General features: G+C 72.3%; 24 protein-coding genes and 1 tRNA gene. 6 read left to right on the forward strand and 19 right to left on the reverse strand.

The annotated features are described in order from the left end of the window. Positions 1–307 precede the first annotated feature (307 nt). Positions 308–793: a nuclear transport factor 2 family protein gene (locus tag ACE101_RS14240; protein WP_379130466.1), complete on the forward strand. Its 486-nt coding sequence runs from the start codon at positions 308–310 to the stop codon at positions 791–793. 165 nt (positions 794–958) lie between these two features. Here the strand turns inward: ACE101_RS14240 and ACE101_RS14245 are convergent. Further along, positions 959–1034: transfer RNA gene (locus ACE101_RS14245), tRNA-Glu, on the reverse strand. Between the two features lie 119 nt (positions 1035–1153). On the opposite strand from ACE101_RS14245, the gene ACE101_RS14250 reads away from it, so the two are divergent. Continuing rightward, positions 1154–1933 carry a TrmH family RNA methyltransferase gene (locus ACE101_RS14250; RefSeq protein ID WP_379130468.1) on the forward strand — a complete coding sequence of 260 codons (780 nt, stop codon included), beginning with the start codon at positions 1154–1156 and terminating at the stop codon, positions 1931–1933. A gap of 15 nt (positions 1934–1948) precedes the next feature. Here the strand turns inward: ACE101_RS14250 and ACE101_RS14255 are convergent, their stop codons facing one another. The 9 genes from ACE101_RS14255 to phnG all read right to left on the reverse strand — a co-directional run bounded on the left by ACE101_RS14255 (position 1949) and on the right by phnG (position 9862). Further along, positions 1949–3484 carry a CYTH and CHAD domain-containing protein gene (locus ACE101_RS14255; protein ID WP_379130471.1) on the reverse strand — a complete coding sequence of 512 codons (1536 nt, stop codon included), beginning with the start codon at positions 3482–3484 and terminating at the stop codon, positions 1949–1951. Between the two features lie 132 nt (positions 3485–3616). Then, complete coding sequence (gene phnN, locus ACE101_RS14260; protein WP_379138681.1) at positions 3617–4150, reverse strand: phosphonate metabolism protein/1,5-bisphosphokinase (PRPP-forming) PhnN; 534 nt, start codon at positions 4148–4150, stop codon at positions 3617–3619. 5 nt (positions 4151–4155) lie between these two features. Next, positions 4156–5304: an alpha-D-ribose 1-methylphosphonate 5-triphosphate diphosphatase gene (locus tag ACE101_RS14265; RefSeq protein WP_379130474.1), complete on the reverse strand. Its 1149-nt coding sequence runs from the start codon at positions 5302–5304 to the stop codon at positions 4156–4158. A gap of 26 nt (positions 5305–5330) precedes the next feature. After that, positions 5331–6035 carry a phosphonate C-P lyase system protein PhnL gene (gene phnL / locus ACE101_RS14270; RefSeq protein ID WP_379130476.1) on the reverse strand — a complete coding sequence of 235 codons (705 nt, stop codon included), beginning with the start codon at positions 6033–6035 and terminating at the stop codon, positions 5331–5333. After that, positions 6032–6808, reverse strand: coding sequence for a phosphonate C-P lyase system protein PhnK (gene phnK, locus ACE101_RS14275; protein ID WP_379130479.1), 777 nt, complete (start codon positions 6806–6808; stop codon positions 6032–6034). Before phnK ends, phnL begins: the two co-directional genes overlap by 4 nt. Next, positions 6805–7698, reverse strand: coding sequence for an alpha-D-ribose 1-methylphosphonate 5-phosphate C-P-lyase PhnJ (locus ACE101_RS14280; protein WP_379130480.1), 894 nt, complete (start codon positions 7696–7698; stop codon positions 6805–6807). The genes phnK and ACE101_RS14280 overlap by 4 nt, the downstream gene beginning before the upstream one ends. Then, positions 7695–8774, reverse strand: a complete 1080-nt coding sequence (locus ACE101_RS14285) for a carbon-phosphorus lyase complex subunit (protein ID WP_379130482.1) — start codon at positions 8772–8774, stop codon at positions 7695–7697. Before ACE101_RS14285 ends, ACE101_RS14280 begins: the two co-directional genes overlap by 4 nt. A gap of 3 nt (positions 8775–8777) precedes the next feature. Beyond that, complete coding sequence (phnH, locus tag ACE101_RS14290) at positions 8778–9368, reverse strand: phosphonate C-P lyase system protein PhnH (protein ID WP_379130484.1); 591 nt, start codon at positions 9366–9368, stop codon at positions 8778–8780. Further along, on the reverse strand, positions 9368–9862 hold the full coding sequence (gene phnG, locus ACE101_RS14295; RefSeq protein ID WP_379130486.1) for a phosphonate C-P lyase system protein PhnG: 495 nt from the start codon (positions 9860–9862) through the stop codon (positions 9368–9370). The genes phnH and phnG overlap by 1 nt, the downstream gene beginning before the upstream one ends. 77 nt (positions 9863–9939) lie before the next feature. On the opposite strand from phnG, the gene phnF reads away from it, so the two are divergent. Further along, on the forward strand, positions 9940–10689 hold the full coding sequence (gene phnF, locus ACE101_RS14300) for a phosphonate metabolism transcriptional regulator PhnF (RefSeq protein WP_379130489.1): 750 nt from the start codon (positions 9940–9942) through the stop codon (positions 10687–10689). A gap of 211 nt (positions 10690–10900) precedes the next feature. Next, positions 10901–11320: a tellurite resistance TerB family protein gene (locus tag ACE101_RS14305; RefSeq protein WP_379130491.1), complete on the forward strand. Its 420-nt coding sequence runs from the start codon at positions 10901–10903 to the stop codon at positions 11318–11320. A gap of 232 nt (positions 11321–11552) precedes the next feature. On the opposite strand, the gene phnE (ACE101_RS14310) is transcribed toward ACE101_RS14305, so the two are convergent. The 6 genes from phnE (ACE101_RS14310) to hmuQ all read right to left on the reverse strand — a co-directional run bounded on the left by phnE (ACE101_RS14310) (position 11553) and on the right by hmuQ (position 16563). After that, on the reverse strand, positions 11553–12419 hold the full coding sequence (gene phnE / locus ACE101_RS14310; RefSeq protein ID WP_379130493.1) for a phosphonate ABC transporter, permease protein PhnE: 867 nt from the start codon (positions 12417–12419) through the stop codon (positions 11553–11555). Further along, positions 12416–13300, reverse strand: coding sequence for a phosphonate ABC transporter, permease protein PhnE (gene phnE, locus ACE101_RS14315; RefSeq protein WP_379130496.1), 885 nt, complete (start codon positions 13298–13300; stop codon positions 12416–12418). Before phnE (ACE101_RS14315) ends, phnE (ACE101_RS14310) begins: the two co-directional genes overlap by 4 nt. 6 nt (positions 13301–13306) lie before the next feature. Then, positions 13307–14236 carry a phosphonate ABC transporter substrate-binding protein gene (gene phnD / locus ACE101_RS14320; protein WP_379130499.1) on the reverse strand — a complete coding sequence of 310 codons (930 nt, stop codon included), beginning with the start codon at positions 14234–14236 and terminating at the stop codon, positions 13307–13309. A gap of 56 nt (positions 14237–14292) precedes the next feature. After that, complete coding sequence (gene phnC, locus ACE101_RS14325) at positions 14293–15111, reverse strand: phosphonate ABC transporter ATP-binding protein (RefSeq protein ID WP_379130501.1); 819 nt, start codon at positions 15109–15111, stop codon at positions 14293–14295. A 76-nt stretch (positions 15112–15187) separates the two neighbouring features. After that, positions 15188–15901 (reverse strand): DUF1045 domain-containing protein, encoded by a 714-nt coding sequence (locus ACE101_RS14330; protein ID WP_379130503.1) that lies wholly within the window; start codon positions 15899–15901, stop codon positions 15188–15190. A 332-nt stretch (positions 15902–16233) separates the two neighbouring features. Further along, positions 16234–16563 (reverse strand): heme-degrading protein HmuQ, encoded by a 330-nt coding sequence (gene hmuQ, locus ACE101_RS14335; RefSeq protein ID WP_379130506.1) that lies wholly within the window; start codon positions 16561–16563, stop codon positions 16234–16236. A 522-nt stretch (positions 16564–17085) separates the two neighbouring features. Between hmuQ and ACE101_RS14340 the strand changes: the two genes are divergently transcribed. Then, positions 17086–17490: a helix-turn-helix domain-containing protein gene (locus ACE101_RS14340; RefSeq protein WP_379130508.1), complete on the forward strand. Its 405-nt coding sequence runs from the start codon at positions 17086–17088 to the stop codon at positions 17488–17490. Between the two features lie 89 nt (positions 17491–17579). Here the strand turns inward: ACE101_RS14340 and ACE101_RS14345 are convergent, their stop codons facing one another. Continuing rightward, a complete protein-coding gene (locus ACE101_RS14345; RefSeq protein ID WP_379130509.1) occupies positions 17580–18905 on the reverse strand; it encodes a cobyrinic acid a,c-diamide synthase CobB in 1326 nt (441 codons plus the stop codon). Between the two features lie 59 nt (positions 18906–18964). On the opposite strand from ACE101_RS14345, the gene ACE101_RS14350 reads away from it, so the two are divergent. Beyond that, positions 18965–20059 carry a cobalt-precorrin-5B (C(1))-methyltransferase gene (locus tag ACE101_RS14350; RefSeq protein WP_379130512.1) on the forward strand — a complete coding sequence of 365 codons (1095 nt, stop codon included), beginning with the start codon at positions 18965–18967 and terminating at the stop codon, positions 20057–20059. 62 nt (positions 20060–20121) lie between these two features. On the opposite strand, the gene ACE101_RS14355 is transcribed toward ACE101_RS14350, so the two are convergent. Next, entirely contained in the window at positions 20122–21405 is a 1284-nt protein-coding gene (locus tag ACE101_RS14355) for an ArgE/DapE family deacylase (protein ID WP_379130515.1), read from the reverse strand. 116 nt (positions 21406–21521) lie between these two features. Next, positions 21522–22406, reverse strand: a complete 885-nt coding sequence (locus tag ACE101_RS14360) for a glycosyltransferase family 2 protein (RefSeq protein ID WP_379130518.1) — start codon at positions 22404–22406, stop codon at positions 21522–21524. Between the last annotated feature and the right edge of the window lie 32 nt (positions 22407–22438).

Raw genomic sequence — 22438 nt, forward strand, 5'->3', positions numbered from 1 at the left:
ATGATCGCTTCGCGATGCGGAAACCGGCCTCGCTCAGGCGCCGCGCGGGCTCGTGATACGGTTTCCGAAAGTGATCGTCCGGAAACCGTATCACACAGTCGCCGGCCGATCGCTCGGCGCTTGCCGAGGGAATGGCGTCGTGATGCGGAAACCGGCTTCGCTCAGGCATGCGGGGCAAAGACCCGCCGAAGCCCGCCCGGGCACATGGTGCATGACCGCTGACTCGGGTACCGTCTTCAGGCGCAACGCCGCCGCGCCCCTCTCGGGCGATCCATGACGGCGACCGACACGATCCGGAGGAAGCACCATGGCGCAGGCTCAGAACGACGGCGTGTCGCGTCGCTCGCTGTTGGCGGCCGCAGGCCTTGCCGCGGCCGCACCGACCCTGGCGGCATCCGCGCAAGACGCACAGGCCGCGGATGAGACCGGAGCGGTCTCGCGGGCCGTCGAGACCCTGCGCACCGCGATCGTGAACGGCGATGCCAAGACGCTGGACGGCTTGATCCACGATCAGGTCACCTACGGCCATTCCAGCGGCCGCAATAACCAGACCAAGGCCGAGTTCATCGCCAGCGTGGCGGGCAAGGTGAACTACAAGTCGCTGGTCTTCTCCGAGCACTGGGTCCAGATCGTCGGAAACAACGCCCTGGTCCGTCACGTCTGGGACGGGGCCGACATCCTTCCCAATGGCGACGTCGGACGATCCTACATCGCCGTGCTCCAGGTGTGGGTCCGGGACGGCGACAAGTGGCTGCTCCTGGCCCGCCAGAGCTGTCCTTTGAAGGCCGCATGAGCCACCGGATGCGACGAGGACGCGGCGGGGCAGCGGTGAACGCCCTCCCCTGCGCTCCATCAGGACTGCCCCGTGTGGCAGGGCCCGAGCCTGCCACCTGAGCCACGCCGCGGACACGACCAGAATCGATTTGGGAATATCCGGTCGCGAGGACTTGTGAGCCCATGGCGCGCCCTACGGGACTCGAACCCGTGTTTTCGCCGTGAAAGGGCGACGTCCTAGACCGCTAGACGAAGGGCGCTCGCGCGGTGTGCGTCCCTATAGAGACCTTCGCCGCGGCGGGCAACAGGATTGATGGGGTTGACGCGGTCGGTGCGCTGCGTCTTGTCGGCTCGCCGCAGCGCGGCGGGAGACGAGCGAATGACGATGAAGCGGACGGCGCCCCGGGATCGACGCAGCCGGAGCGGGCCGGACCGGCGAACCGGCCCGAGCACCGAGGGACGGATCGTCCTCTACGGATGGCACCCGGTCACGGAAGCCCTGCGCAATCCGGGGCGCGGTCTGCACCGGCTGCTCGCCACCGAGAACGCGCTTGCCCGCCTGGAGACCGAACTCGGCGAGTTGCGCATCGCCCCGCAGATGGTCCGGCCCGGCGAGATCTCGGCGCTGGTCGGGCCCGATGCCGTGCATCAGGGCCTCTATCTCGAAGCCGAGCCGCTCCGGGCGCCGGCCTTCGATGCCCTGCCGGACGACGCGGTGCTGCTCGCCCTCGACCAGATCACCGATCCGCACAATGTCGGCGCCATCGTGCGCACCGCCGCGGCCTTCAACGTCACGGCCATCGTCACCACCGCGCGGCACTCGCCCGCCGCCACCGGCGTGCTCGCGAAATCCGCCTCGGGCGGCCTCGAACACGTGCCTTTCGTGACCGTGCGCAACCTCGCCGAGGCGCTGATCGACCTCGGCGAGCGCGGCTTCACCCGCATCGGCCTCGATTCCGAAGCGCCGATTCCCCTCGATCAGGTGACGCCCGCGCATCCCTTGGTCATCGTGCTCGGCGCCGAGGGCAAGGGCCTGCGCCAGCGCACCCGCGAATGCTGCGACGTGATGGCCCGGCTGGATTTCCCCGGCGCCATCAAGAGCCTCAACGTGTCGAACGCCGCGGCGATCACGCTCTACGCGCTGGTGCCGCGGCGCTGACCGGCGCCGGGTCCCTCAGCGCCAGAACGGGCGCACGTCGATCAGGGTGGCGTGCGCCTTCGCCGCCGCGGAGAGCAGCTTTGCGGCCCGCTCCTCCGTATCCGCCGCGGTCAGGCCCGCCGCGAAGACCGTGGAATCCGGGGCGCCGCGGGTGAGCGTCTCCGTCAGCGTGTGCGCGGTCGCGATGTCGTTGAGGTCGCCCAGGCAATCCTGCAGGTCCGAGAGCGCGCCGACGAAGGTCTTGTGGCGCTTCACCGCCTTGGGCTTCGGGTACAGGCTGCCGAAGAACTCGGCCCCGTAGCGCAGCTTCTTGGCCGCGATGCGCACCTCGTGGCGGGCATGGGGATCGAGTTCGCCGAGGTTGCGGCCGCGCTTCTTCACCTTGCGGCGGCGGCGCTCCAGCTCGTCGGTGGCGAAGGCGCGGGCCGGGCCGTCGCGCCGCGCCGCCCGGGGTGCCCCCGGCGCGAGCCAGGGACCGGCATCGAGCCACGCGACGAGATCGATGAGCAGCAGCCGCCACTCGGCGCTGTTGAGGGTGGTGACCACGGCCTCGTAGGCCCGCATGCGCTCACCCTCGAGATGCTTCTCCAGATTGAGGAGGCCGGCCTCGTCCGGCCGCCGCTCCCGCTCGGCGGGCAGCGTGCTCGCGAGAAAGACGTCGAGGTTGCGCGCGAGCCCGAACGGCTCGCTCAGGCGCTTGATATCGGCCCGCAGGCCCGGCGAGCGGGCATCGTCCACGAGGTCGCCGAAGAGCGAGAAGGCCGAGCGCAGCCGCCGCAGGGCGACGCGCAGCTGGTGCAGCGCCTCCGCGTGACGGTGGGCCAGCAGGGCTTCCTCGTTGCGACGCATGTGGCGCAGGCAGGACTGGGCGATCGCCTGGAAGGCCTCGCCCGCGCTCATCGCGGGATCGAGGCGGACGGGCTCCGCCTTGCTGGAGCGGTCGAGCCGCCCCGAAAGGAGGGCGAAGCCCCGCTCGGCCTTGGTCATCACCCCGAGGCGCAGCGGCACGCTCGTCCCGAGATCGCGGGCCAGCGCGAACAGGTCCGTGGCCGTGCCGCCCTTCAGCTCGAACTCGATCTCGCTGATCGGGGCGATGCGGTCCGGGGCGCCGTCGATGGCGGTAATGCGCCCGCGGTCGAGGGCGATCTCGATCTGCGAGCCGCCGCGCTCGACGGCCCGCACCGAGCGCTCCACCGCCGCCGAGAACAGGGGCTTGAGGCTGACCTTGCGGCCGAGCAGATCGGCCACCGGCGTCTCGCCGAGGGGGCCGAGATCCGGCTCGGCCCCGTCGATCACCCATTCCCATTCCGGGCGGTCGAACAGCCCGGCCCCGGTGCCGGCGCCCTTGACCGTCTGGACGTGGCGCGTCCCGTCGCTGCGCACCCGCAGGGTGAAACCCGCCTCGCTGAGGCGGCGGTCCTCGGTGTCGAAATAGACGGAGGTGAGCCGCGCCTCCTCTCCGGCCGCGCCGAGCAGGGGATGCCCGCTCAGGGTGGCGAGGTCGGATGTCTCGAATTCGAGCTTCAGCTCGGTCTCACGCGGCGCCGTCATCCTGACCTTCCCGTCTCCCTTCCTGCGGACCCAGCCCCATGCGGGTCCGGACCGTCCGAGCGGCAACGCTCGAACGCGGGAGAGGATCATGGCCGTGGCGAAAACTTTGGCAAGCGCGACCATTCCGCAGGGTCAGCGCTGGCGCAGATGGGCCACCAGGAGCGCGGCCCCCGCCTCCGGCGGTCCGGTGTTGACGATGGTGAGGTCGGCCTCGTCCGGCGCCGCGCGGGCGAGGCGGGCGGCGATGTCGCCATCCTCCGGGCGGCGGCGCGCCGCGAGGCGCTGGGCCAGCACGGCGGGCGGGGCGGTCACGGCCACCACGCTCACCCGCTTCAGGCGCATGCGCGCCTCGGCCACCACCCGGCGGGAGACGTTGACGACGACGATCCGCCCCGCCTCCGCCAGAATCCCGGTCTCGCCCGGCAGCGCGTAGCCGAGCCCGTGGGCCCGCCACGACAGGGCGAAGCGCCCGCCGGCCTCGCCCGCGGCGAAATCGGCCTCGGCGATCTCGTCGTTGTCCTCGTGGGCGGAGGGCGGGCGCGTCACGAGGCGGCGCGGGAAGACGAAGCGGGGCTCCCCGGCCAGCGCCTCCCGCGCGAGGCGGATCAGCGTGTCCTTGCCGGCCCCGCTCGGACCGACGACGAGGACGAAGCCGCCCGGCCGCACGAGGGTCACGCCACCCGCTCGCCGGCGCGCCACACCTGCCGCACCACCGGGATCCCCTGGCTGAGACGGATGCGGACGAGGTCGGCGCGCAGGCCCGTCTCCAGCCGGCCGCGATCGGCGAGGCCGGTGGCGCGGGCGGGGTTCGCCGTCACGGTGGCGATGGCCTGGGGCAGGGTGATGGAATCGATGCGCTGCGGCAGCTGGAACGCCGCCAGGACCAAGCTGCCCGGCACGTAGTCGGAGGAGAGGATGTCGAGCCGTCCGTCGCGGGCCAGCTCCTCGGCCGCGACGTTGCCCGAATGCGAGCCGCCGCGGATCAGGTTCGGGGCGCCCATCATCACGGTGATGCCCGCCTCCCGGGCGGCGGCGGCGGCCTCCGCGGTGGTGGGGAACTCGGCGAGCGCCACCCCCTCGCGGCGCGCGAGCGCCACGTCGTCCAGGGTGGTGTCGTCGTGGCTCGCGAGCGCGATGCCCTGCTCCCGCGCCAGCGCCACCAGGGCCGGCCGATTGACCTCGGAACAGGCCCGCCCCTCGCGGATCTTGAGTTCGGTGCCGGCCTTGATGGCTTCGAGCGAGCGCCCGCCCCGGCCGGCATACTGGTAGTACTTGGCGATGTCCCGGAACTGGCGCTGCCCCGGCGTGTGGTCCATGAGCGAGATCAGGCCGATGGGGAAGCGCGCGGCGAAGCCGCGCACCATCGCGACCACGTCCGCGGAGGGGATCTCGCAGCGCAGATGCGTGCGGTGCTCGGCCCGGAACAGGCCGGCCGCGCGCGCGCCGTCGAGGGCCTCCGCGATGCGCATCAGCTCGGGGCCGAGGCCGCTGCCGTCCGGATCGCTGCCCGCGCGCAGGCTGTCGAACACCGTGGTGATGCCGGAGGCGGCGATCTGCGCGTCGTAGGCGAGCGCCGCGCCGAGGGGGTGCCAGCGCACCCCCGGCCGCGGGGCGTAGTGGCTCTCCAGATGGTCGGTGTGGAGTTCGACGAGGCCGGGAATCAGGTGGTCGCCCTGGAGATCGAGACCGCGCCCGGGCGCCCGGCCCTCGCCGATTGCGGCGATGCGGCCGTCGGCGACGGCGAGCCAGCCCGTCTGCACCCTGTCGGGCAGGACGAGGGTGGCGTTGTCGAGGATCATCTCGGAGATCGTCTCGGACATGGCGGTTTCCATGGAGGCTTCGCCCTTCAGGCCGCCGCGCGGCCGCGGAAGCGGGTGACGTCGACGGTGCGGGTGGCGACCGCCTGCCGGGTCTCGGCATCGTGGAAGATGCCGAGGAGCCCGGCCCCGGCCGCCTGCTTCCCGCGGATCAGCTCCAGCACCACGGCGCGGTTCACCGCATCGAGGGAGGCGGTGGGCTCGTCGAGCAGGAGCAGCGGCTTGTCGGCGATGAAGCCGCGGGCGATGTTCACCCGCTGCTGCTCGCCCCCCGAGAAGGTGGCGGGGGGCAGGTCCCACAGGCGCTCGGGCAGGTTGAGGCGGGCGAGCAGGTCGGCGGCGCGGCGCGCGGCCTCCTGCGGGGACAGGCCGCCCTCGCGACCGGCCTCCTCCACCACCGCGCGGGCACCCACCCGCGGGATCACCCGCAGGAACTGCGTGACCGAGGCGACCACCCGGCGGCGCAGGGCCAGCACCTCCCGGGGCGCCGCGGTGGCGACGTCGACCACGCGCGCGCCGTCGCGGATGCGGATGCTGCCGTGGTCGATCCGGTAATTGCCGGTGGCCATCTTGAGGAGCGAGGACTTGCCCGCGCCGGACGGGCCGCCGAGCACCACGCACTCGCCCGGATGGACCTCCAGGCTGACGCCGGAGACCACCGGCAGCCGCACGCCGCCGCGCAGGTGGAGCGTGAAGGTCTTGGCGACCTCCGCGAAGGCGATGAGCGCGGTCATGCGGCGAGCACCGAGGAGACGAGGAGCTGGGTGTAGGGCTCGGCCGGATCGTCGAGCACCTGATCGGTGAGGCCGGTCTCCACGACGCGTCCGGCCCGCATCACGATCATGCGGTGGGAGAGGAGCCGCGCCACCGCGAGGTCGTGGGTGACGATCACCACCGCGAGGCCGAGTTCGGCGACGAGGCGGCGGATCAGGTCGAGGAGCCGGGCCTGGACGGAGACGTCGAGGCCGGAGGTCGGCTCGTCCATCAGCACGAGGCGCGGGCCGGTGACGAGGTTGCGGGCGATCTGGAGGCGCTGGCGCATGCCGCCGGAGAAGCTCTTCGGCGCGTCGTCGATGCGGTCGCCGGCGATCTCCACCCTGTCGAGCCAATCGAGGGCGGCGGCGCGGATGCGGCCGTAATGCCGCTCGCCCACTCCCATCAGCCGCTCGCCGACATTGCCGCCGGCCGACACCGCCATGCGCAGGCCCTGCGCCGCATCCTGGCGGATGAAGCCCCAGTCGGTGCGCATCAGGTGGCGCCGCTCGGCCTCGGACAGGAGCGCGAGATCGGCGAGGCGCCCGTCGCGCATCCGGTACCGCACGCTGCCGGCATCGGGCTCAAGGTCGCGGGCGATGAGCGAGAGCAGGGTCGACTTGCCCGAGCCGGATTCGCCGACGATGGCCAGCACCTCGCCCGGATCGAGGTCGAAGGCGATGTCGGCGCAGCCGAGCCGGGCGCCGTAGCGCTTGCTCAGGCCGCGGACGCGAAGCAGCGGCTCGCTCGTCATGCCCCCTCCCCCTGGTGGCCGGCGACGCGGCGCTCCTCGCAGAAATCCGTGTCCGAGCAGACGAACATCCGCCGCCCGGCATCGTCGAGCAGCACCTCGTCGAGATAGACGCCCTCGGCCCCGCACAGGGCGCAGGGGCGCTCGAAGCGCTGCACCCGGAAGGGATGGTCCTCGAAATCGAGGCTCTTCACCCGGGTGTAGGGCGGCACCGCGTAGATGCGCTTCTCGCGCCCCGCCCCGAAGAGCTGCAGGGCCGGGCAATCGTCCATCTTCGGGTTGTCGAACTTGGGCGTCGGGGACGGATCCATCACGTAGCGGCCCGCCACCTCCACCGGATAGGCGTAGGTGGTGGCGATGTGGCCGTGCCGGGCGATGTCCTCGTAGAGCTTCACGTGCATCAGCCCGTACTCGGCCAGCGCATGGAGCTGGCGCGTCTCGGTCTCGCGCGGTTCGAGGAAGCGCAGGGGCTCGGGGATCGGCACCTGATAGACGAGGGTCTGCCCCTCGGCGAGCGGGTGCTCGGGGATGCGGTGGCGGGTCTGGATCACCGTCGCCCGCGCCGTGCGGGTTGTCGTCGCGACGCCGGCCGTGCGGGCGAAGAACGCACGGATCGAGACGGCGTTGGTGGTGTCGTCCGAGCCCTGGTCGATGACCTTGAGCACGTCGCTCCGGCCCAGGATCGCCGCGGTCACCTGCACCCCGCCGGTGCCCCAGCCATAGGGCATCGGCATCTCGCGCGAGGCGAAGGGCACCTGGTAGCCGGGCACCGCGATGGCCTTGAGGATCGCCCGGCGGATCATCCGCTTGGTGCCCTCGTCCAGATACGCGAAGTTGTAGCCGGGATGGCCGGCCTCGGGATCCGGCCCGGCCTGCAAGGCGATCTCGCTCATTCGGCGGCCTCCCGCGCGGCGTGCTCGGCCCGCATCCGGCGGACCAGTTCCAGCTCCGCCTGGAAATCGACGTAGTGGGGCAGCTTCAGGTGCTCGACGAAGCCCGTGGCCTGGAGCGCGTCGCAATGCGCCAGCACGAATTCCTGGTCCTGGGCGGGCGAGGCCACCGGCTCGCCGAGCTCCTCGGCGCGCAAGGCCCGGTCGACCAGCGCCATGGCCATGGCCTTGCGCTCGCTCTGCCCGAAGGCGAGGCCGTAGCCGCGGGTGAATTGCGGCGGCGTCCCGGCGCTGCCCTTGAACTGGTTGACCATCTGGCACTCGGTGAGCGCCACGCTCCCGAGGGGCACCGGGAAGCCGAGTTCCTCCGGCACGAACTCCACCTCCACCTCCCCGACGCGGATCTCGCCCACGAAGGGATGGGTGCGGCCGTAGCCGCGCTGGGTCGAGTAGCCGAGCGCCAGGACGAAGCCCTCGTCGCCGCGGGCCAGTGCCTGCAAGCGCACCGCCCGGTCGGCGGGAAAACCGACCGGCTCGCGGGTGAGGTCGCCGACCGGCTCGCCCGCATCGGCCGGCGAGGGCTCGATCAGGCCGTCCTGCCCGAGGAGATCGGTCACGCGCGGCGCCGCCCCCGGCTCGGCCTCGGCCTCGGCCGCCGGCGGCACCGCGCCGCCCGCCGCGAGGGCGAAGTCGATCAGCCGGTGCGTGTAGTCGAAGGTGGGCCCGAGCACCTGCCCGCCGGGCAGGTCCTTGAAGGTGGCGGAGATCCGCCGCCGCAGGGTCATGGCGCCGGTCTCCACCGGCTCGGCGGCGCCGAAGCGGGCGAGCGTGGTGCGGTAGGCGCGCACCAGGAACACCGCCTCGATCAGGTCGCCGCGCGCCTGCTTGAGGGCGAGCGCCGCGAGGTCGCGGTCGTAGAGCGAGCCCTCCGTCATCACCCGGTCGACGAGCAGGCTCATCTGGCCGGCGATCTGCGCGACGGAGAGGTCGGGCACGGCGGGGTTGCCCCGGCGCTCCTGGGCGAGGAGGCGGTGGGCGTTGGCGATGGCGGCCTCGCCGCCCTTCACGGCCACGTACATGGCTCAGGCCTCCGTCACGCGGGTCGAGCGGGGCAGGCCGGCGAGGCGGCCGGGAGCAGCGAGCAGGAGGTCGATTCCGAGCGGGAAGCCGGCGCGGTTGCGGGCCATGCGGGCCGCGAAATCCGCGGGCAGCGGCGCCGCCGAGAGAGGGGCGCGCCCGCGGATGCCGGGACCTTCGAGGACGAGGCCGCCCTCCTCGGCGAGCGTCTCCACGGCGAGGACGAGGGTGGCGGAGCGGTCCGGATAGGCGGGCTCGCCCTGCGCGAAATCCGCGAAATCCGGGCAGCGCACCGGGTCGGCGACGAGGGCGAAGACGGCCGCCTCCGGCGCGGCGACCACGGGGGCGCCGGTGTGGAAGCGCAGGAAGCGCACGACCGCCTCGCTCTCGGCCAGCACGGGATCGAGCCAGACCGGCGCGTCGGCATCCGCGAGCGCCAGGGCCAGAGCGGCGAGTTCCGGGGTGAGCGGGCGCGGCGGCGCCACGGGCACGGCGAGGGGCTGGATGCGGCCGGGACGCGCAAGGGCCTCCATCACCGCCCGGAAGACCGCCTGCCCGTCATGGACCGGGTCGCGAAGGCCGGGAGCGAGCGCCATCAATCCTCTCCGCGCGCCATGGTGAAGAAGTTCACGCGCGTCGCGGCGATGCGGCGCGCCTCGGCCTCCGCCTCGGCGGCGCGTCGGGTGGCGAGCGGCGCCAGGGCGGCCTCCACCGCTTCCCGGTGGTCCGGGCGCTGCCAGAGGGCGTCGAGGATCGCCGCGAGCCGCGCCTTCGCCCGGTCGCGCCCGAGGTGATAGGCGAAGCCCGCCTCGCCGGCGGGCAGGCGGATCGCCGCCCGGGTCACCGTCATCTCCCCGAGGTTGAAGGACCGCCCGTCGCCGCCGATGCGCCCGCGCGCCATCACCAGCCCGGTCTCGGTCGGCCGCAACTCCTCGACCGGGCCGAGGGGCCCGAGCCCGTCGAGGGCGGCCTGCAACTCCTCGCGGGTCGCGGTGCTGCACAGGGCCATCGCGGCCCGGCGCGCGGCGGTCTCTGGCGTCTCCCCGCCGTCTGGTGTTGGAGTGGGGCTCGGCATGGGCGCGATCGGCATGGCGCGACGGGTGCTCCGATTTGTCTAGTCGCATAGACAACCGATGACCGCGACGCAAATGAAGTTTGGGTGACAGGATGGGCGAGAGTGGCGACACCCCGGTGACGGCCCTGAGCCGCGGCGAAGGTCTGGCGGCGTGGCGGCAGATCGCGGACGGGCTCGCCGCCGAGATCGAAGCCGGCCATCTCGCGGCGGGGGCGCAGTTGCCGCCGGAGGCGGCGCTGGCGGGGCGGTTCGGGGTGAACCGGCACACGGTGCGCCGGGCGCTCGCGGCCCTGGCGGAGCGCGGGCTGGTGCGGGCGACGCAGGGGCGCGGCACCTTCGTGGAGGCGCCCCGCCTCGCCTACCCGATCGGGCCGCGCACGCGGTTCTCGGAGATCGTCTCGCGGGCCGGGCGGGAGGCCTGGGGCGATCTCGTCGCCGCGGCCTCGCTTCCCGCCGAGGCCGGGCTGGCGGAGGATCTCGGCATCGGCGCGGGCGACCCGGTGCTCGAGCTGCTCACGGTGCACCGGGCGGACGGCACCCCGATCTCGACGGCGCGGACCTGCCTCCCCCTGCCCCGCTTCGCGGGCTTCGACCGGGCCTACGCGGCCCTCGGCTCCATCACCCGCGCCTATGCGGAATACGGGATCGTCGACTATACCCGCCTCTCGACCCGGATCGGCGCCCGGCCGGCGGCGGCCGACGAGGCGGCGCGGCTCGACCTCGCGCCGGGCCGGGTGCTGATCACGCTGGCGAGCGTCAACATCGACGCGGCGGGCGCGCGCATCCAGGCGACGCGCAGCCTGTTCGTCGCCGACCGGGTGGAACTGGTGGTGGAGACCTGAGCCGCCGCTCCGGGCCCGACGCGGGGGCAGCATCGGCGCAGAATCCGCCCTGTCCGCACGCCTCACGTTTTGTGCGGACTATTCATCCCGAAGAATGCAAATAAATGACTGCGCCTTACCCTGTCTCTCTCAATCGACAAAGCATCAGCGCTTCCCTATGAACCGGCCCGCGCCGGCGATCGTGCTTCGCGCCGCGCGGGGAGACATGATGATGTTCAACATGTTCAAGTCGCAAGTGTCCCTTGACCTCAATCCGCGGAACTGTCTTGCCGTTTCCCTGATCTACTGCATGGCCGCCGATGGCGAGGTGGACCCGGAGGAGATCGGCCACCTGATGTCGGTGCTCGGCCGCAACGCGACCCGGCAGCAGCTCGACGCCGCGGTCCGCTACGCGCGCTCCACCCAGCCGGATCAGTTCCTGGCCGAGGTCGCGCCGAAGCTGCGGCCGGAGCAGCGGCTCTGCATCATCCTCAACATGATCGACAGCGCGATGAGCGACGGCGAGGCTGAGCCGGAGGAGCAGCAGCTGATCATGCGGTTCGCCCAGGCCTTCGGCCTGAGCGAGGGCGAGCTGACCCCCTACTTCCGGGCCCTGGTGGCCAAGAACGACCGCGCCGTTCTGGATCGCTGAGCGCCTGCCCGGGCTGCCATCGGGGTCGGCCGAGCCGGCCTTCGTCCCGCGATCACCGCTCAGGCGCAAGGGATGCGAGCCTGAGCGGTCCCATGTTTCACGCACGTCCCCTCCCGGGCGGATCAGCGGGAGCGGAACGCGACCCGGGAGAGGGGTTCGTCACGGGTCCAGTGTCGAGATCTGCGGCAGCGTGCGTGGTTTCTCCGCGTCCGATCCGCTCGCGGAACGCCGATCAATGCGCCGCCGGGCCGATGATCGCCCGGCGCAGCCGACCGGACACCCAGTCGATCGCCGCGACCGTCGCCAGGATCATCAGGACCAGGAAGGCCACCTGCCGTAGCTCCAAAACCCGGATCAGCTCGGTGAGGTACTGGCCGATGCCGCCCGCGCCGACGATGCCGATGATCGTCGCCGAGCGGGTGTTCGACTCGAAGAAGTACAGAACCTGGCTCGCCAGCACCGGCAGCACCCCGGGCAGGAGGCCGAAGCGGAGGCGGTGAAGCGCGCTGCCGCCCGCGGCCGTCACGCCCTCCTGAGGTTTGCGGTCGGCGGTCTCGATGGCCTCGGCGAAGAGCTTGCCGAGGGCGCCGAAATCCGAGCAGGCGATGGCGAGCGCCCCCGCGAAGGGACCGAGCCCGACGACGTTGATCCAGATCAGCGCCCAGATCAGCATGTCGACCGAGCGGATCACGTCGAAGCCGCGCTTCGCGGTGAAGCGCACGAAGGGGTTCGGCGCGGCGTTGCGCGCGGCCAGGAAGGCGACCGGGAAGGCGAACAGGGCCGCCGTCAGCGTGCCCAGGAAGGCGATGGCGAGGGTCTCGCCGAGCGCCTTCAGGAAGAGCGCGAACTGGCCGCCCGCGGAGGGCGGCAGCATCATCACGCCGAACTCGCCGAGCCGGTGCAGCCCCGCGAGGATGCGCCACAGCGAGAAATCCAGCCGCACCATGCCGAAGACCGCGAGGCCGACGATGGCGGCCAGGATGCCGGTCAAGGCGAGGCGCTGCCGCAACGGCGTGCGGAAGGCGTCCGGGTGCCGATGGCGCAGGCCGTCGAGATCCGCGAGCGCCGCCTGCCGCAGGGGAGAGACCGGCCGGCTCATCGGGCGGCCTCCCGGCCGAGCAGGGCGTGACGCAGGCGCTCGGTCGCCATGTCGATGCCGATCACCGTGACGATGATGAGCAGCAGGATCGCGCTCACGTCAGTGTAGTAGAAGTTGCGGATCGCCACGAGGAACTCCTGGCCGATGCCGCCGGCGCCGACGAAGCCCATCACGCCCGCGCCGCGCACGTTGATCTCGAAGCGCAAGAGCCCGTAGGAGGCGAAGTTCGACAGCACCTGCGGCACCACCGCGAAGCGCACGGTCTCGACCCAGGAGGCGCCGCTCGCGGTCAGCCCCTCGACGGGCTTCATGTCGATGTTCTCGACCACCTCGGAGAAGAGCTTGCCCAAAGCTCCGGCGGTGTGGATGCCGAGCGCGAGCACGCCCACCATCGGCCCGAGGCCGAAGGCGATCACGAAGATCAGCGCGAAGACGACCTCCGGCACGGTCCGGAACAGTTCGAGCAGCCGGCGCGTCGCGAAGCGCAGGGCGCGGGAGGAGACGAGGTTCGCCGAGGCGAAGAAGCACAGGACGAAAGCCGCCAAGGCCCCGAACAGGGTGCCGAGATAGGCCATGAGCAGCGTCTCGCCGAGCAGCGAGAGCCATTTCGGCAGGCCCCAGTACCAGGCCGCGAGATCCTTCGGCAGCGTCGCGAGCGAGAGCGGCGGCAGGATCTGCGCCAGATAGGCGGTGAAGTTCTCGATCTTCCGGACGAAGGTGAGCGGTTTCACCTCCGCCATCGCGCCCGCGAGGACGACGAGGACGAGCAGAACCGCCAGCACGGCGAGGCCGCGCCGCCGCGCCCCCGCGACGGCCGCCTCGTAGGTCGCGGCGAGGGCCGATGCCCTCGCCGCGTCCAGGGGTGGGATGCGCGCGGCCACGGCCCGTTACGAGCGCTTGCGCTGCTCGTCGTTGTAGCGGAGCATCTCGATGATCGGCTGGTAGTCCTTCAGGGTCACCGCCGTGAAGTCGAGATCCTTGCCGTCCGAGAGCCGGTCGAAGGCGGTTTTGTCCTTCTTCGGCAGCGCCACGAAGGCCTCGCGAATCTTCGCCTTGAGGTCGTCCGGCAGGCTCGACAGCACCGAGAACGGCCCCTCGGGCAGGAACTCGGACTTGAAGATCACGCGGAAGTCGGATTGCTGCAGCGAGGTGCCGTCCGGCTTCTTGAGCATGCCCTTGGGGATCATGCGCGTGATCGCGGTGTCGTCCTCGGCGTTCCACAGGTTCGCGGCGGCGTCGGCCGTGCCCTGCACCAGCGCCAGCACGGCGTTCTCGTGGCTGCCGGCGAAGAACGTCTTGCCGAAATGCTTGTCGACGTCGTAGCCGGCCTTCTGCAGGAAGAAGCGCGGCGCCTGGTTGCCGGAGGTGGAGTTGGGGTCGACCAGGGCGAGGTTCTTGCCCTTCAGGTCTTCCATCGTCTTGTAGGGGCTGTCGGCCTTCACGTAGACGACCGAGTAGTAGCCGGAGGCGCCGTTGCCGTGCTTCTGGTTCACGACCGGCTCGGTCTTCACGCCGGTCATGACGGCGCGGGCGAAGGAGGCCGGGCCGTAGAAGGCGATCTGGATGGTGCCGGCGCGCTGGCCCTCGATCACCGCCGCGTAGTCGTTGGCGACCCGCAGCTTCACCGGAATGCCGATCTCCTTCGCGAGGTACTCGGTGAGGGGCGTGTAGCGGTCGACCGTGCCGGACGCGTTCTCGGCCGGGATCACCGCCAGGGTGAGTTCCGGAACCTTGGCCTTCCAATCCTGGGAAGCGGCCGGGAGCGCGGTCGCGGCGAGCGCCGCAAAGGCGCCGACGAGGGTGCGTCGGTTGAGCATCGTGTCCGTCCTTCTGCTCTGCATGCGCGGGTGATGTCCCGCGTCGGGTCGAACCGTCAGGCGCCGATCCGCGCCGCCCGCAGGGGCGCGGCGCCGGGCTCGGGCAGGGGCGCGGCGGGCGGATGGTCCATCACCTCGCCGGCCTCCAGACCGTACAGGGTCCGCGCCACATCCTCGGTGAGGTCGAAGGCGCCGCCCTCGAAGACGAGCCGGCCGGCCGAGAGGCCGATCAGCCGGTCGCAATAGGCGCGGGCGAGATCGAGGGAGTGCAGGTTGCACAACACCGTGATCCCGTAGCGCTTGTTGGCCTCCGCGAGGGCGTCCATCACGAGGCGCGTGTTGCGCGGATCGAGGGAGGCGACCGGCTCGTCGGCCAGGATGATCTCGGGCTCCTGCACCAGCGCCCGGGCGATCGCGACCCGCTGCTGCTGGCCGCCCGAGAGGGCGTCGGCGCGGTTCGCCGCGAAGGCGCCCATGTCGAAACTCTCCAGCGCGGCGAGTGCCAGCGCCTTCTCCTGCGCCGACCACAGCCGCAGGAGCGAGCGGTGGGACGGCACGTGGTTGAGCCGCCCCATCAGCACGTTCGTCATCACGTCGAGGCGACCGACGAGATTGAACTGCTGGAAGATCATGGCGCAGCGCCCGCGCCACGCGCGCAGGCGCTGGCCGCGCAGGGCCGTCACGTCGAGCCCGTCGTAGAGGATGCGCCCCTCGGTGGGGTCGGTGAGGCGGTTGAGCATGCGCAGCAGGGTGGACTTGCCGGCCCCCGAACGCCCGATCACGCCCACGAAGCTGCCGCGCTCGATGCGCAGCGACACGCCGTCCACGGCGCGCCGGGCCCCGTATTGGCGCGTGAGATTCTCGACAACCAGCATCAATCCGTCCGCGATGGCTCGCTGCGGACGTAAACGCCGGTTTGGCGACACCCGGATGACAGTCCTGGTTCGCGCACTACGACGCGAAGGGCAGGCGCGTCAGCACCCGGAACGGCGCGTCGCCGTCCTGCCGCAGCAGGGTGACGGAATCGATCACCAGAGCCTCGCCCGCCCCGTATGCCCGGGCCAGCCGCTCGCGCCAGGGTGCCCGCGTCTCCTCCGGCAGCGCATCCGTCAGGGTCATGTGGAAGCGGAAATGCTCGAAGACGTGCGGGTAGCCCCAGGCATCGAGCAGCGCCCGCTGTCGCGGGCTCAGACGCTCGGGCCGGCGCCGCGCCCGCTCGGATTCGCTCAAGGGCGCCCGCAGGGGATCGAGGGCGGCCACGCATTCGGCCGCGAACAGGCCGAGCGCCGCCGGGCTCTCCGCCGGGACCAGGGCCGTGAAGGCCCCGAGCGTCGCCACCACGAGGCGCCCCACCGGGACGGGCGGATGATGGGCGGCGAGTGCGGCAGCGGCGGCGATCAGGTCCTCCTCGCGGCGGCCTTGCGCGAGGCGCATCGGCGCCTTGAGCGTCGCGTGGAAGCCGTAGCGGGCCGGGGAGAGGGTGACGTCCGCGGCGTCCGCGAAGCCCTCGGGGCGCGCGACCGCCGCGCCGCTCGCGCTGTCGTAGCCCAGGATGCCGGTGCCGAAGCGGGCGAGCGCCGAGCCGGGCTCGGGCGTGTAGTAGAGCGCGTAGCGCGTGATGGCCGTCACCCCGGTCGTCTCCCTCGTTCGGCGCCGGTTCAGCATGGCCGGGTGACGATTCGGTGACGGGCCTCCCGCCGTGGAGGGGCGCCGGTCGTGAGGGAGTGATGGTGCCGGTGAAACGGGCGCGGGCACGCGCGGGCATGGCCGGGCCGGCCGATGCGTCGCTGGTGGTCGGCCTCGTCGATCACGGCAAGACCGCCCCGGTGCGCGCGCTCACCGGGACGGAGGCCGACCGGCTGGCGGAGGAGCGTGAGCGCGGGGTCTCGGTCCCGCTCCTCGACCATCTCGACGCCCTCCGCTTCCCGCGCCGAGCCGGCCTGCCTCCATCGGATCGCCGGCTCACGCGGCCTCCGTTCCGCTGTCCGAGATCCGCGTCACTCCGCGGCGGCGGCGCGATCGATCGTCTGCACCGCCTCGAATCCCTCGAATTGCGGATGCGACAGGTAGAGCGGCTTCGTGCCCGGAGCCCGGCTATGCGCCTTCCGGAACTGCTCCGAGCGGGTCCAAGCCTCGAAATCGGCCCGCGACGCCCACACCGTGTGCGAGGCGTAGAGGACGTGGTCCTCGTGCTCCGGCCCCCGCAGCAGGTGGAACGCGACGAAGCCCGTCATCTCTCCCAGGTGGCTGTCGCGGCCGAGCCAGACCTGCTCGAACTCGGCCGTGGCGTCCTTGTAGACCTTGAAGCGGTTCATGGCGATGAACATGCTGCAGTTCCTCGTCGCTGTGCGGGCGGCCCGGTGGGGCCGCCGGGGGACCAACGCCGACAGAAAGCGATTTGGTTGCCTCAATCAAGCGCGCGCCGAACCGGCCGCCGAATGTCCCGCCACCCTTCCGGCTGCTGGTCCTCAGTGTTCTTCGCTGAGGATTCTTCTGTATTCCTCTTGGGAATTCGTGTTCTGCGTGTAGACGCAAGTGCGGTTGCGTGGCAGATCGGTCGAGCGCAGCTTAACGCCCGATGGCCTGCAAGGTCCGAAGGGCGGCATTCGGTCTCGTGGCGCTGGCAGCGCTGCCAGCGTCGGCCCCGCGGACATCGCGGGGGTGGCAGATTGTTACGGCGTCTCAAGGGTCGCGGCGTGTCCGCGCCCGGCGCGCCAGGACGGGGCCGTGGGGCGGCCGGGGCTTTCAGGCCACCGGCAGTCGCGCGGGAGGGCTGGATGTACGGCGCGGCCTTGAGCCTCGGCGCGGGGCCAGGACGTGCGGTGTGTGGGACAGGGTGACGAGGACGCATGCCTAAGCAGACTACCGAGGTCGATCGCCTCGTCGGCATCCGGATCACGGCGTTGCGCAAGGCGAAGGGCCTGAGCCAGACGGCGCTCGGCAACGCCGTCGGCGTGACGTTCCAGCAGGTCCAGAAATACGAGAAGGGACAGAACCGCGTCGGGGCCGGGCGTCTGCGCGAGATCGCCCGCCTGCTCGAAGTGCCGGTCTCCGCCTTCTTCGAGGAGCCGAACGATTCGGCAGGCCGCGACGACAACGTGTTCGGCTTCCTCAGCACGCAGGGCGCGGTCGACATCCTGCGCGCCTACGTGCAGATCGAGGACGACCAGCTCCGGCGCGAGGTGCTGGCCATCGTGCGCTCGGCCGCCCGGCTGAGCCGCCCGGCGGGCCTCGCCAATGGCGGCGCCGAGTAGGACGGCCGGCCGCGGAAACGCAGGCGGCGGTTCCGCCGAGCCTGTTCCTGCATCGCTCGCCGAACGGCGACCGCGCCGGCGCATGAGGCTCAGCGGGCGCCGATCAGGTGGAAGAAGCTGCCGCTGACGCGGCCACAGCGGTGCCCCGCGGGTCCGAGCGGACGCCCTTCGCCGTCCGTGACGCGGGCGAGCGCCATCCCCTCCTCCGGCGCCGCGGTCGATTCGCTCGCGTAGTGGAATTCGTGGCCGACGCGCACCGCGCCGGCGGGTCCGAGCGGGCCATCGGCGAGGAGCGTCGCGATGCGGTAGCCGAGGTGGAGCTTGCGTCGGGCGTAGGAGGTCGCCACGGGCAGGAGCCCCGCCATGGCGTGCCGGCCCCCCTCGGCATCCTCCAGCCCCTCGCCCAGCACCATGTAGCCGCCGCACTCCCCGTGGACCGGGCGCGTGCGGGCGAAATCCCGCAGCCCCGAGAGGAAGCGGCCCGCCGCCGCGAGCCGGCCGGCATGCAGTTCCGGATACCCTCCCGGCAGCCAGCAGGCGTCGCAGGTCTCCGGCGGCGCCTCGTCGGCGAGGGGCGAGAACGGCACGATCTCCGCGCCGGCCGCGCGCCAGCCCGCCGCCATGTGCGGATAGACGAACGAGAACGCGGCGTCCCGCGCGAGCGCCACCCGCTGCCCGGGGGGATCCGGCAGGCGGCCGCTCCCGGGCGGCGGCAGATGCCCCGCGGCCGCGGCCAGGATGGCATCGAGGTCGAGGGCAGTCTCGGCGAGATCCGCCAAGCGGTCGAGCCGCGCGGCGAGATCGCCGGTCTCCTCCGCCTGCACGAGGCCGAGATGGCGCTCGGGCAGGACGAGCGCGGCATCGCGGGTGAGCGCGCCGAGCACCGCGAGGCCGGTGCGGGCGAGTCCCGCCTCGACGAGGCGCCGGTGGCGCGGGCTCGCGACCTTGTTCAGGATCACCCCGGCGATGTGCAGGCGCGGGTCGTAGACCCGGCAGCCGAGCGCCACCGCCGCGGCCGATTGCGCGGCCCCGGAGACGTCGAGCACCAGGATCACCGGCCAGCCGTAGCGGGCCGCGACGTCGGCATTCGCGCCGCTGCGCCCCGCCTCCGCCACCACCCCGTCGAACAGGCCCATGGAGCCTTCCGCGATCACGAGGTCGGCCCCTGCCCCCGCCCGGCCCGCCACCGCGTCGAGCAGCGCGTCGGTCATCGCGAAACTGTCGAGGTTGAAGCTCGGCCGGCCCGTCGCCGCCGCGTGGAAGGCCGGGTCGATGTAGTCCGGACCGCATTTCGCGCCCGCGACCGCGACGCCCCGGCGCGCGAGCGCCCGCAGGAGGGCGAGCGTCACGGTGGTCTTGCCGGAGCCCGAGCGGGGAGCGGCGACGAGCAGGCCGCGGGCGGCGCGAACACTCACGATGGATCCTCCTGGCACATCGGCTTTTACCCGGATGCGGCCGGGTGATACCACGCGCCATGGACGACGACCGACCGAGCGGACCCTTGCGGCGCGGCTGGACCACGGGCGCCTGCGCGGCGGCCGCGGCCAAGGCCGCCTACGCGGCCCTGCGCACCGGCGCCTTTCCGGACCCGGTCGAGATCCCGCTGCCCGGCGGCACCCGGCCCGCCTTCGCCCTCGCCGTGTCGGAGCGCCTGCCGGAGGGTGCCCGCGCCGGGGTGATCAAGGATGCGGGCGACGATCCCGACGTCACGCACGGGGTGCTGGTCCAGGCGAGCGTTCGCCCGGGACTGCCCGGGAGCGGGGTGTCGTTCCGGGCCGGGCCCGGGGTCGGCACGGTGACGCGTCCGGGCCTGCCCCTCCCGGTCGGCGAGCCCGCCATCAACCCGATGCCCCGGCGGATGATCGCCGCCGCCCTCGCGGAGGTGGAGGACCGCCTGCCCGACCTCGTCGTCGAGATCGCGATCCCGGGCGGCGAGGCGCTGGCGCAGCGCACCCTCAACCCGCGGCTCGGCATCCTGGGCGGGCTCTCTGTGCTGGGGACGACGGGCGTGGTCGTGCCCTATTCCTGCGCGGCCTGGATCGACACGATCCATCGCGGCATCGACGTGGCGCGCGCCTCGGGCCTGACCCATGTGGCGGGCGCCACCGGGTCGACCTCGGAGGAGGCGGTGCAGCGGCTGCACGGGTTGCCGCCCGAAGGGCTGATCGACATGGGGGATTTCGCGGGCGGCATGCTGAAGTACCTGCGCCGGCATCCGGTGGCGCGGGTGACGGTGGCGGGCGGCATCGCCAAGATGACGAAGCTCGGCCACGGCCTGCTCGACCTGCATTCCCGCGCGGGTCCGGTCGATCTCGCCTGGCTCGCCGAGCGGGTCGCGGAGATCGGCGGCGGAGCGGATCTGGTCGCGCAGGCGCGAGGGGCGAACACGGCGCTCGAGGTGCTGCGGATCGCCCAAGCGAGCGACCTTCCCCTCGGCGACCTCGTCGCGCGCCATGCCTGGACGACGGCCGCGTCGTCGCTCGCCGGATCCGGGATCGCGCTCGAAGTGGTGGTGTTCGACCGCGACGGCATCGTCGTCGGACATGCCCCGTTCCGGACCGCGGGATAGAGCGTTCGCCGCGGTCCGGGCCGGGCCGGGCGCCCGTCGCGGCCCGCCGCGGCGCCGGCCGGTCAGACCCGCTCGACCCCGCACCATTCCGCCACGAACAGCGCCATCGCGGTGGTGATGCGCTTCAGCGAGGACAGGCTCACCCGCTCGTCGAAGCCGTGGATGTTCTCGCTGATCGGCCCGTAGCAGAGGGCCGGCACCCGGTCGTAGAGGGCGTGGACGCGGGTATCGAGGTAGCCCGCCGTCATGAAGCTCTCCAGGGCCGCGCCGGTCGCGGCTTCGTGTGCCCGCCCGAGCACCGCCTCGGCCTCCGATCCCGCCTCCAGCTCGTACCCTTCCGCGAAGAAGCCGTTGAAGGTCACGCGCGGCGGCGCGTTCGAGAGGAACGGGTCCGCGCGGGCGAAATCCAGCACCGCCGCCTCGATCTCGCGGGCCGCCGCCGCGGCGCCGACGCCCGGATAGATCGCGATGCGGCAATCGATCCGGCACCATGCGGGGACGGAGGAGGCCCAGTCGCCGCCCTCGATCCGGCCGATATTGAGGTTGATCGGGTGCGCCTCGCCCTCGAAATGCGCCCGTCCCGCCTTGTCGGCGTTCCAACGCTCCTCCAGCGCGCGCAGGGCCCCGATCACCCGGTAGGTGGCGTCGATGGCGTTGGCGCCCGTCCCCATCTCGCGCACGTGGACCGGCCGGCCCCGCACCTCGACCTGGAACCACAGCACGCCCGTATTGGCGCGCACCAGCTTCTCGTCCTCGGGCTCCGGGATCAGCACCGCATCCGCCCGGTAGCCGCGCAGATGGGTCATCAGCGCGCCGTTGCCGGTGGATTCCTCCTCGACCACGGATTGCAGCGTGACGGTGGCGGCGGGCTGGAGGCCGATGCGCCGCAGGGCGTCCATCACGAAGAGGTTCGCGGCGTGACCGGCCTTCATGTCGGCGCCGCCGCGGCCGTAGAGCCAGTCGCCCTCCACCACCGGATCGAAGGGCGGATGGGTCCAGAGGTCGGCGGGGCCCGGGGGCACCACGTCGACATGCGCCTGCAGGATCAGCGAGCGGCCGGTCTCCTGCTTGGGCCGGTGGATGCCGACCACGATCGGCGCCTCGGAATGCTCCGGCGCGTATTTCGAGCCGCCCGGATGCGCCTCGATCGCCGCCCGCTCCATGGCGAAGCGATCCATCGCGTAGCCGCGCTCGCGGAAGGACCGGAACACGAAATCCTGGATCGCCTGCTCGTTGCCGCGGGTCGAGGGGAAGCGCACCAGCGCCTGCGTGTAGGCGACCTGGTCGGGGAAACCCGCCTCGACGGAGGCGATGATCCGGTCGCGAAGCGCGGGATCGAGCGGCATGTCCTCTCCGGGGTTGCACGGCGGCCGAGCGGCGCCGCGCGCATTCGGGGGGAGTTCGCGGCCGCTGACAAGGTGCCGCGGCGGGAGGGCCGTCATGCACGGCCCGCCTGCATGACTCAGGCGACGGTGTGCTGCGGGTCGCGGCCGGGTGGCCAGCCACGCATCTGCTGTCCGAGCCAGGAGGCGCCGCCGCGCAGGGAGGCCTGCGCCACGGCCCGGCCGAGCTGGTGGCGCTGGCCCGCATCGGGGAGCGCGGCCCGGCGCATCTCGCCGAGGAAGAGGCGCATCTCGCCCAGCCCGCTCCAGGGCGGCCGGTGGATGCGGCGCTCCAGGCGGAGTTGCGCCAGCACGCGGCTGTTCTTCTCGAGTTCGCCCGTATAGTCGGCGGCCGGCGCGTGCGCGCAGGTCACCGCGAGGTCGCTGCGGATCAGGTAATAGACCGGTGGATCCAGCCTGCCGCCGAAGCCCGCCTCGCGCATGCGCTCGGAATGGTCGCAATGCTCGAAGCCGTAGCGGCCGAAGCGGGTGTCCATGTAGCCGACGGCCTGGAGCGCGGGCCGGCTGAAAGCGATGCACTGGCCGCTGATGTCGGAGCAGAGAACCGGGTCCTCGGGCGTGCCCTCCCCCCCGACGAAGCGCTCCGCGAACCAGCTGCCGGCGAGGTTGGCGTGGCCGAACCGGACGGCGGCGCGGATCCAGGGCTCCTCCCAGGCATCCGCCTGGGGGAAGGTGTCGTCCTCCATCAGGATCACGACGTCGCAGCGGGCGACCTCGTGCAGGTAGAAGAGAGCGCGGTTCTTGTTCCAGGCGACGCCGCGGTTGGCGGCCGTCACGTGCGGCACGCCGCGTCCGCGCAGGACCGCCAGGGTGTCGTCCTGCGAGCCGTCATCGGCGACGAAGAACGCGTGCGGCGCGCGCGTATGCGCCGCGAGCCGCTCCAGCGTCCGCGCCAGGGCCTCGGCGCGGTTGTAGGTGGTGATCCCGATTCCGAGCCTCAACACGGTCCTCTGCTCCACGGCCCGGCATCGGCCCT

Origin of the sequence: Methylobacterium carpenticola (assembly GCF_042748905.1) — a bacterium.
Classification (GTDB): Bacteria; Pseudomonadota; Alphaproteobacteria; order Rhizobiales; family Beijerinckiaceae; genus Methylobacterium; species Methylobacterium carpenticola.

Bases quoted from the DNA above. Each gene is read 5' to 3' on its own strand.
- ACE101_RS14340 (WP_379130508.1), top strand. From the start codon at position 17,086: ATGCCTAAGCAGACTACCGAGGTCGATCGCCTCGTCGGCATCCGGATC.
- phnH (WP_379130484.1), bottom strand. From the start codon at position 9,368: ATGGCGCTCGCTCCCGGCCTTCGCGACCCGGTCCATGACGGGCAGGCG.
- phnK (WP_379130479.1), bottom strand. From the start codon at position 6,808: ATGACGAGCGAGCCGCTGCTTCGCGTCCGCGGCCTGAGCAAGCGCTAC.
- ACE101_RS14255 (WP_379130471.1), bottom strand. From the start codon at position 3,484: ATGACGGCGCCGCGTGAGACCGAGCTGAAGCTCGAATTCGAGACATCC.
- ACE101_RS14280 (WP_379130480.1), bottom strand. From the start codon at position 7,698: ATGAGCGAGATCGCCTTGCAGGCCGGGCCGGATCCCGAGGCCGGCCAT.
- ACE101_RS14350 (WP_379130512.1), top strand. From the start codon at position 18,965: ATGGACGACGACCGACCGAGCGGACCCTTGCGGCGCGGCTGGACCACG.
- ACE101_RS14355 (WP_379130515.1), bottom strand. From the start codon at position 21,405: ATGCCGCTCGATCCCGCGCTTCGCGACCGGATCATCGCCTCCGTCGAG.
- phnL (WP_379130476.1), bottom strand. From the start codon at position 6,035: ATGACCGCGCTCATCGCCTTCGCGGAGGTCGCCAAGACCTTCACGCTC.
- phnE (WP_379130493.1), bottom strand. From the start codon at position 12,419: ATGAGCCGGCCGGTCTCTCCCCTGCGGCAGGCGGCGCTCGCGGATCTC.
- phnD (WP_379130499.1), bottom strand. From the start codon at position 14,236: ATGCTCAACCGACGCACCCTCGTCGGCGCCTTTGCGGCGCTCGCCGCG.
- phnG (WP_379130486.1), bottom strand. From the start codon at position 9,862: ATGCCGATCGCGCCCATGCCGAGCCCCACTCCAACACCAGACGGCGGG.
- ACE101_RS14240 (WP_379130466.1), top strand. From the start codon at position 308: ATGGCGCAGGCTCAGAACGACGGCGTGTCGCGTCGCTCGCTGTTGGCG.
- ACE101_RS14265 (WP_379130474.1), bottom strand. From the start codon at position 5,304: ATGTCCGAGACGATCTCCGAGATGATCCTCGACAACGCCACCCTCGTC.
- ACE101_RS14330 (WP_379130503.1), bottom strand. From the start codon at position 15,901: ATGCTGAACCGGCGCCGAACGAGGGAGACGACCGGGGTGACGGCCATC.
- hmuQ (WP_379130506.1), bottom strand. From the start codon at position 16,563: ATGTTCATCGCCATGAACCGCTTCAAGGTCTACAAGGACGCCACGGCC.
- ACE101_RS14285 (WP_379130482.1), bottom strand. From the start codon at position 8,774: ATGTACGTGGCCGTGAAGGGCGGCGAGGCCGCCATCGCCAACGCCCAC.
- phnF (WP_379130489.1), top strand. From the start codon at position 9,940: ATGGGCGAGAGTGGCGACACCCCGGTGACGGCCCTGAGCCGCGGCGAA.
- phnC (WP_379130501.1), bottom strand. From the start codon at position 15,111: ATGCTGGTTGTCGAGAATCTCACGCGCCAATACGGGGCCCGGCGCGCC.
- ACE101_RS14305 (WP_379130491.1), top strand. From the start codon at position 10,901: ATGTTCAACATGTTCAAGTCGCAAGTGTCCCTTGACCTCAATCCGCGG.
- ACE101_RS14250 (WP_379130468.1), top strand. From the start codon at position 1,154: ATGACGATGAAGCGGACGGCGCCCCGGGATCGACGCAGCCGGAGCGGG.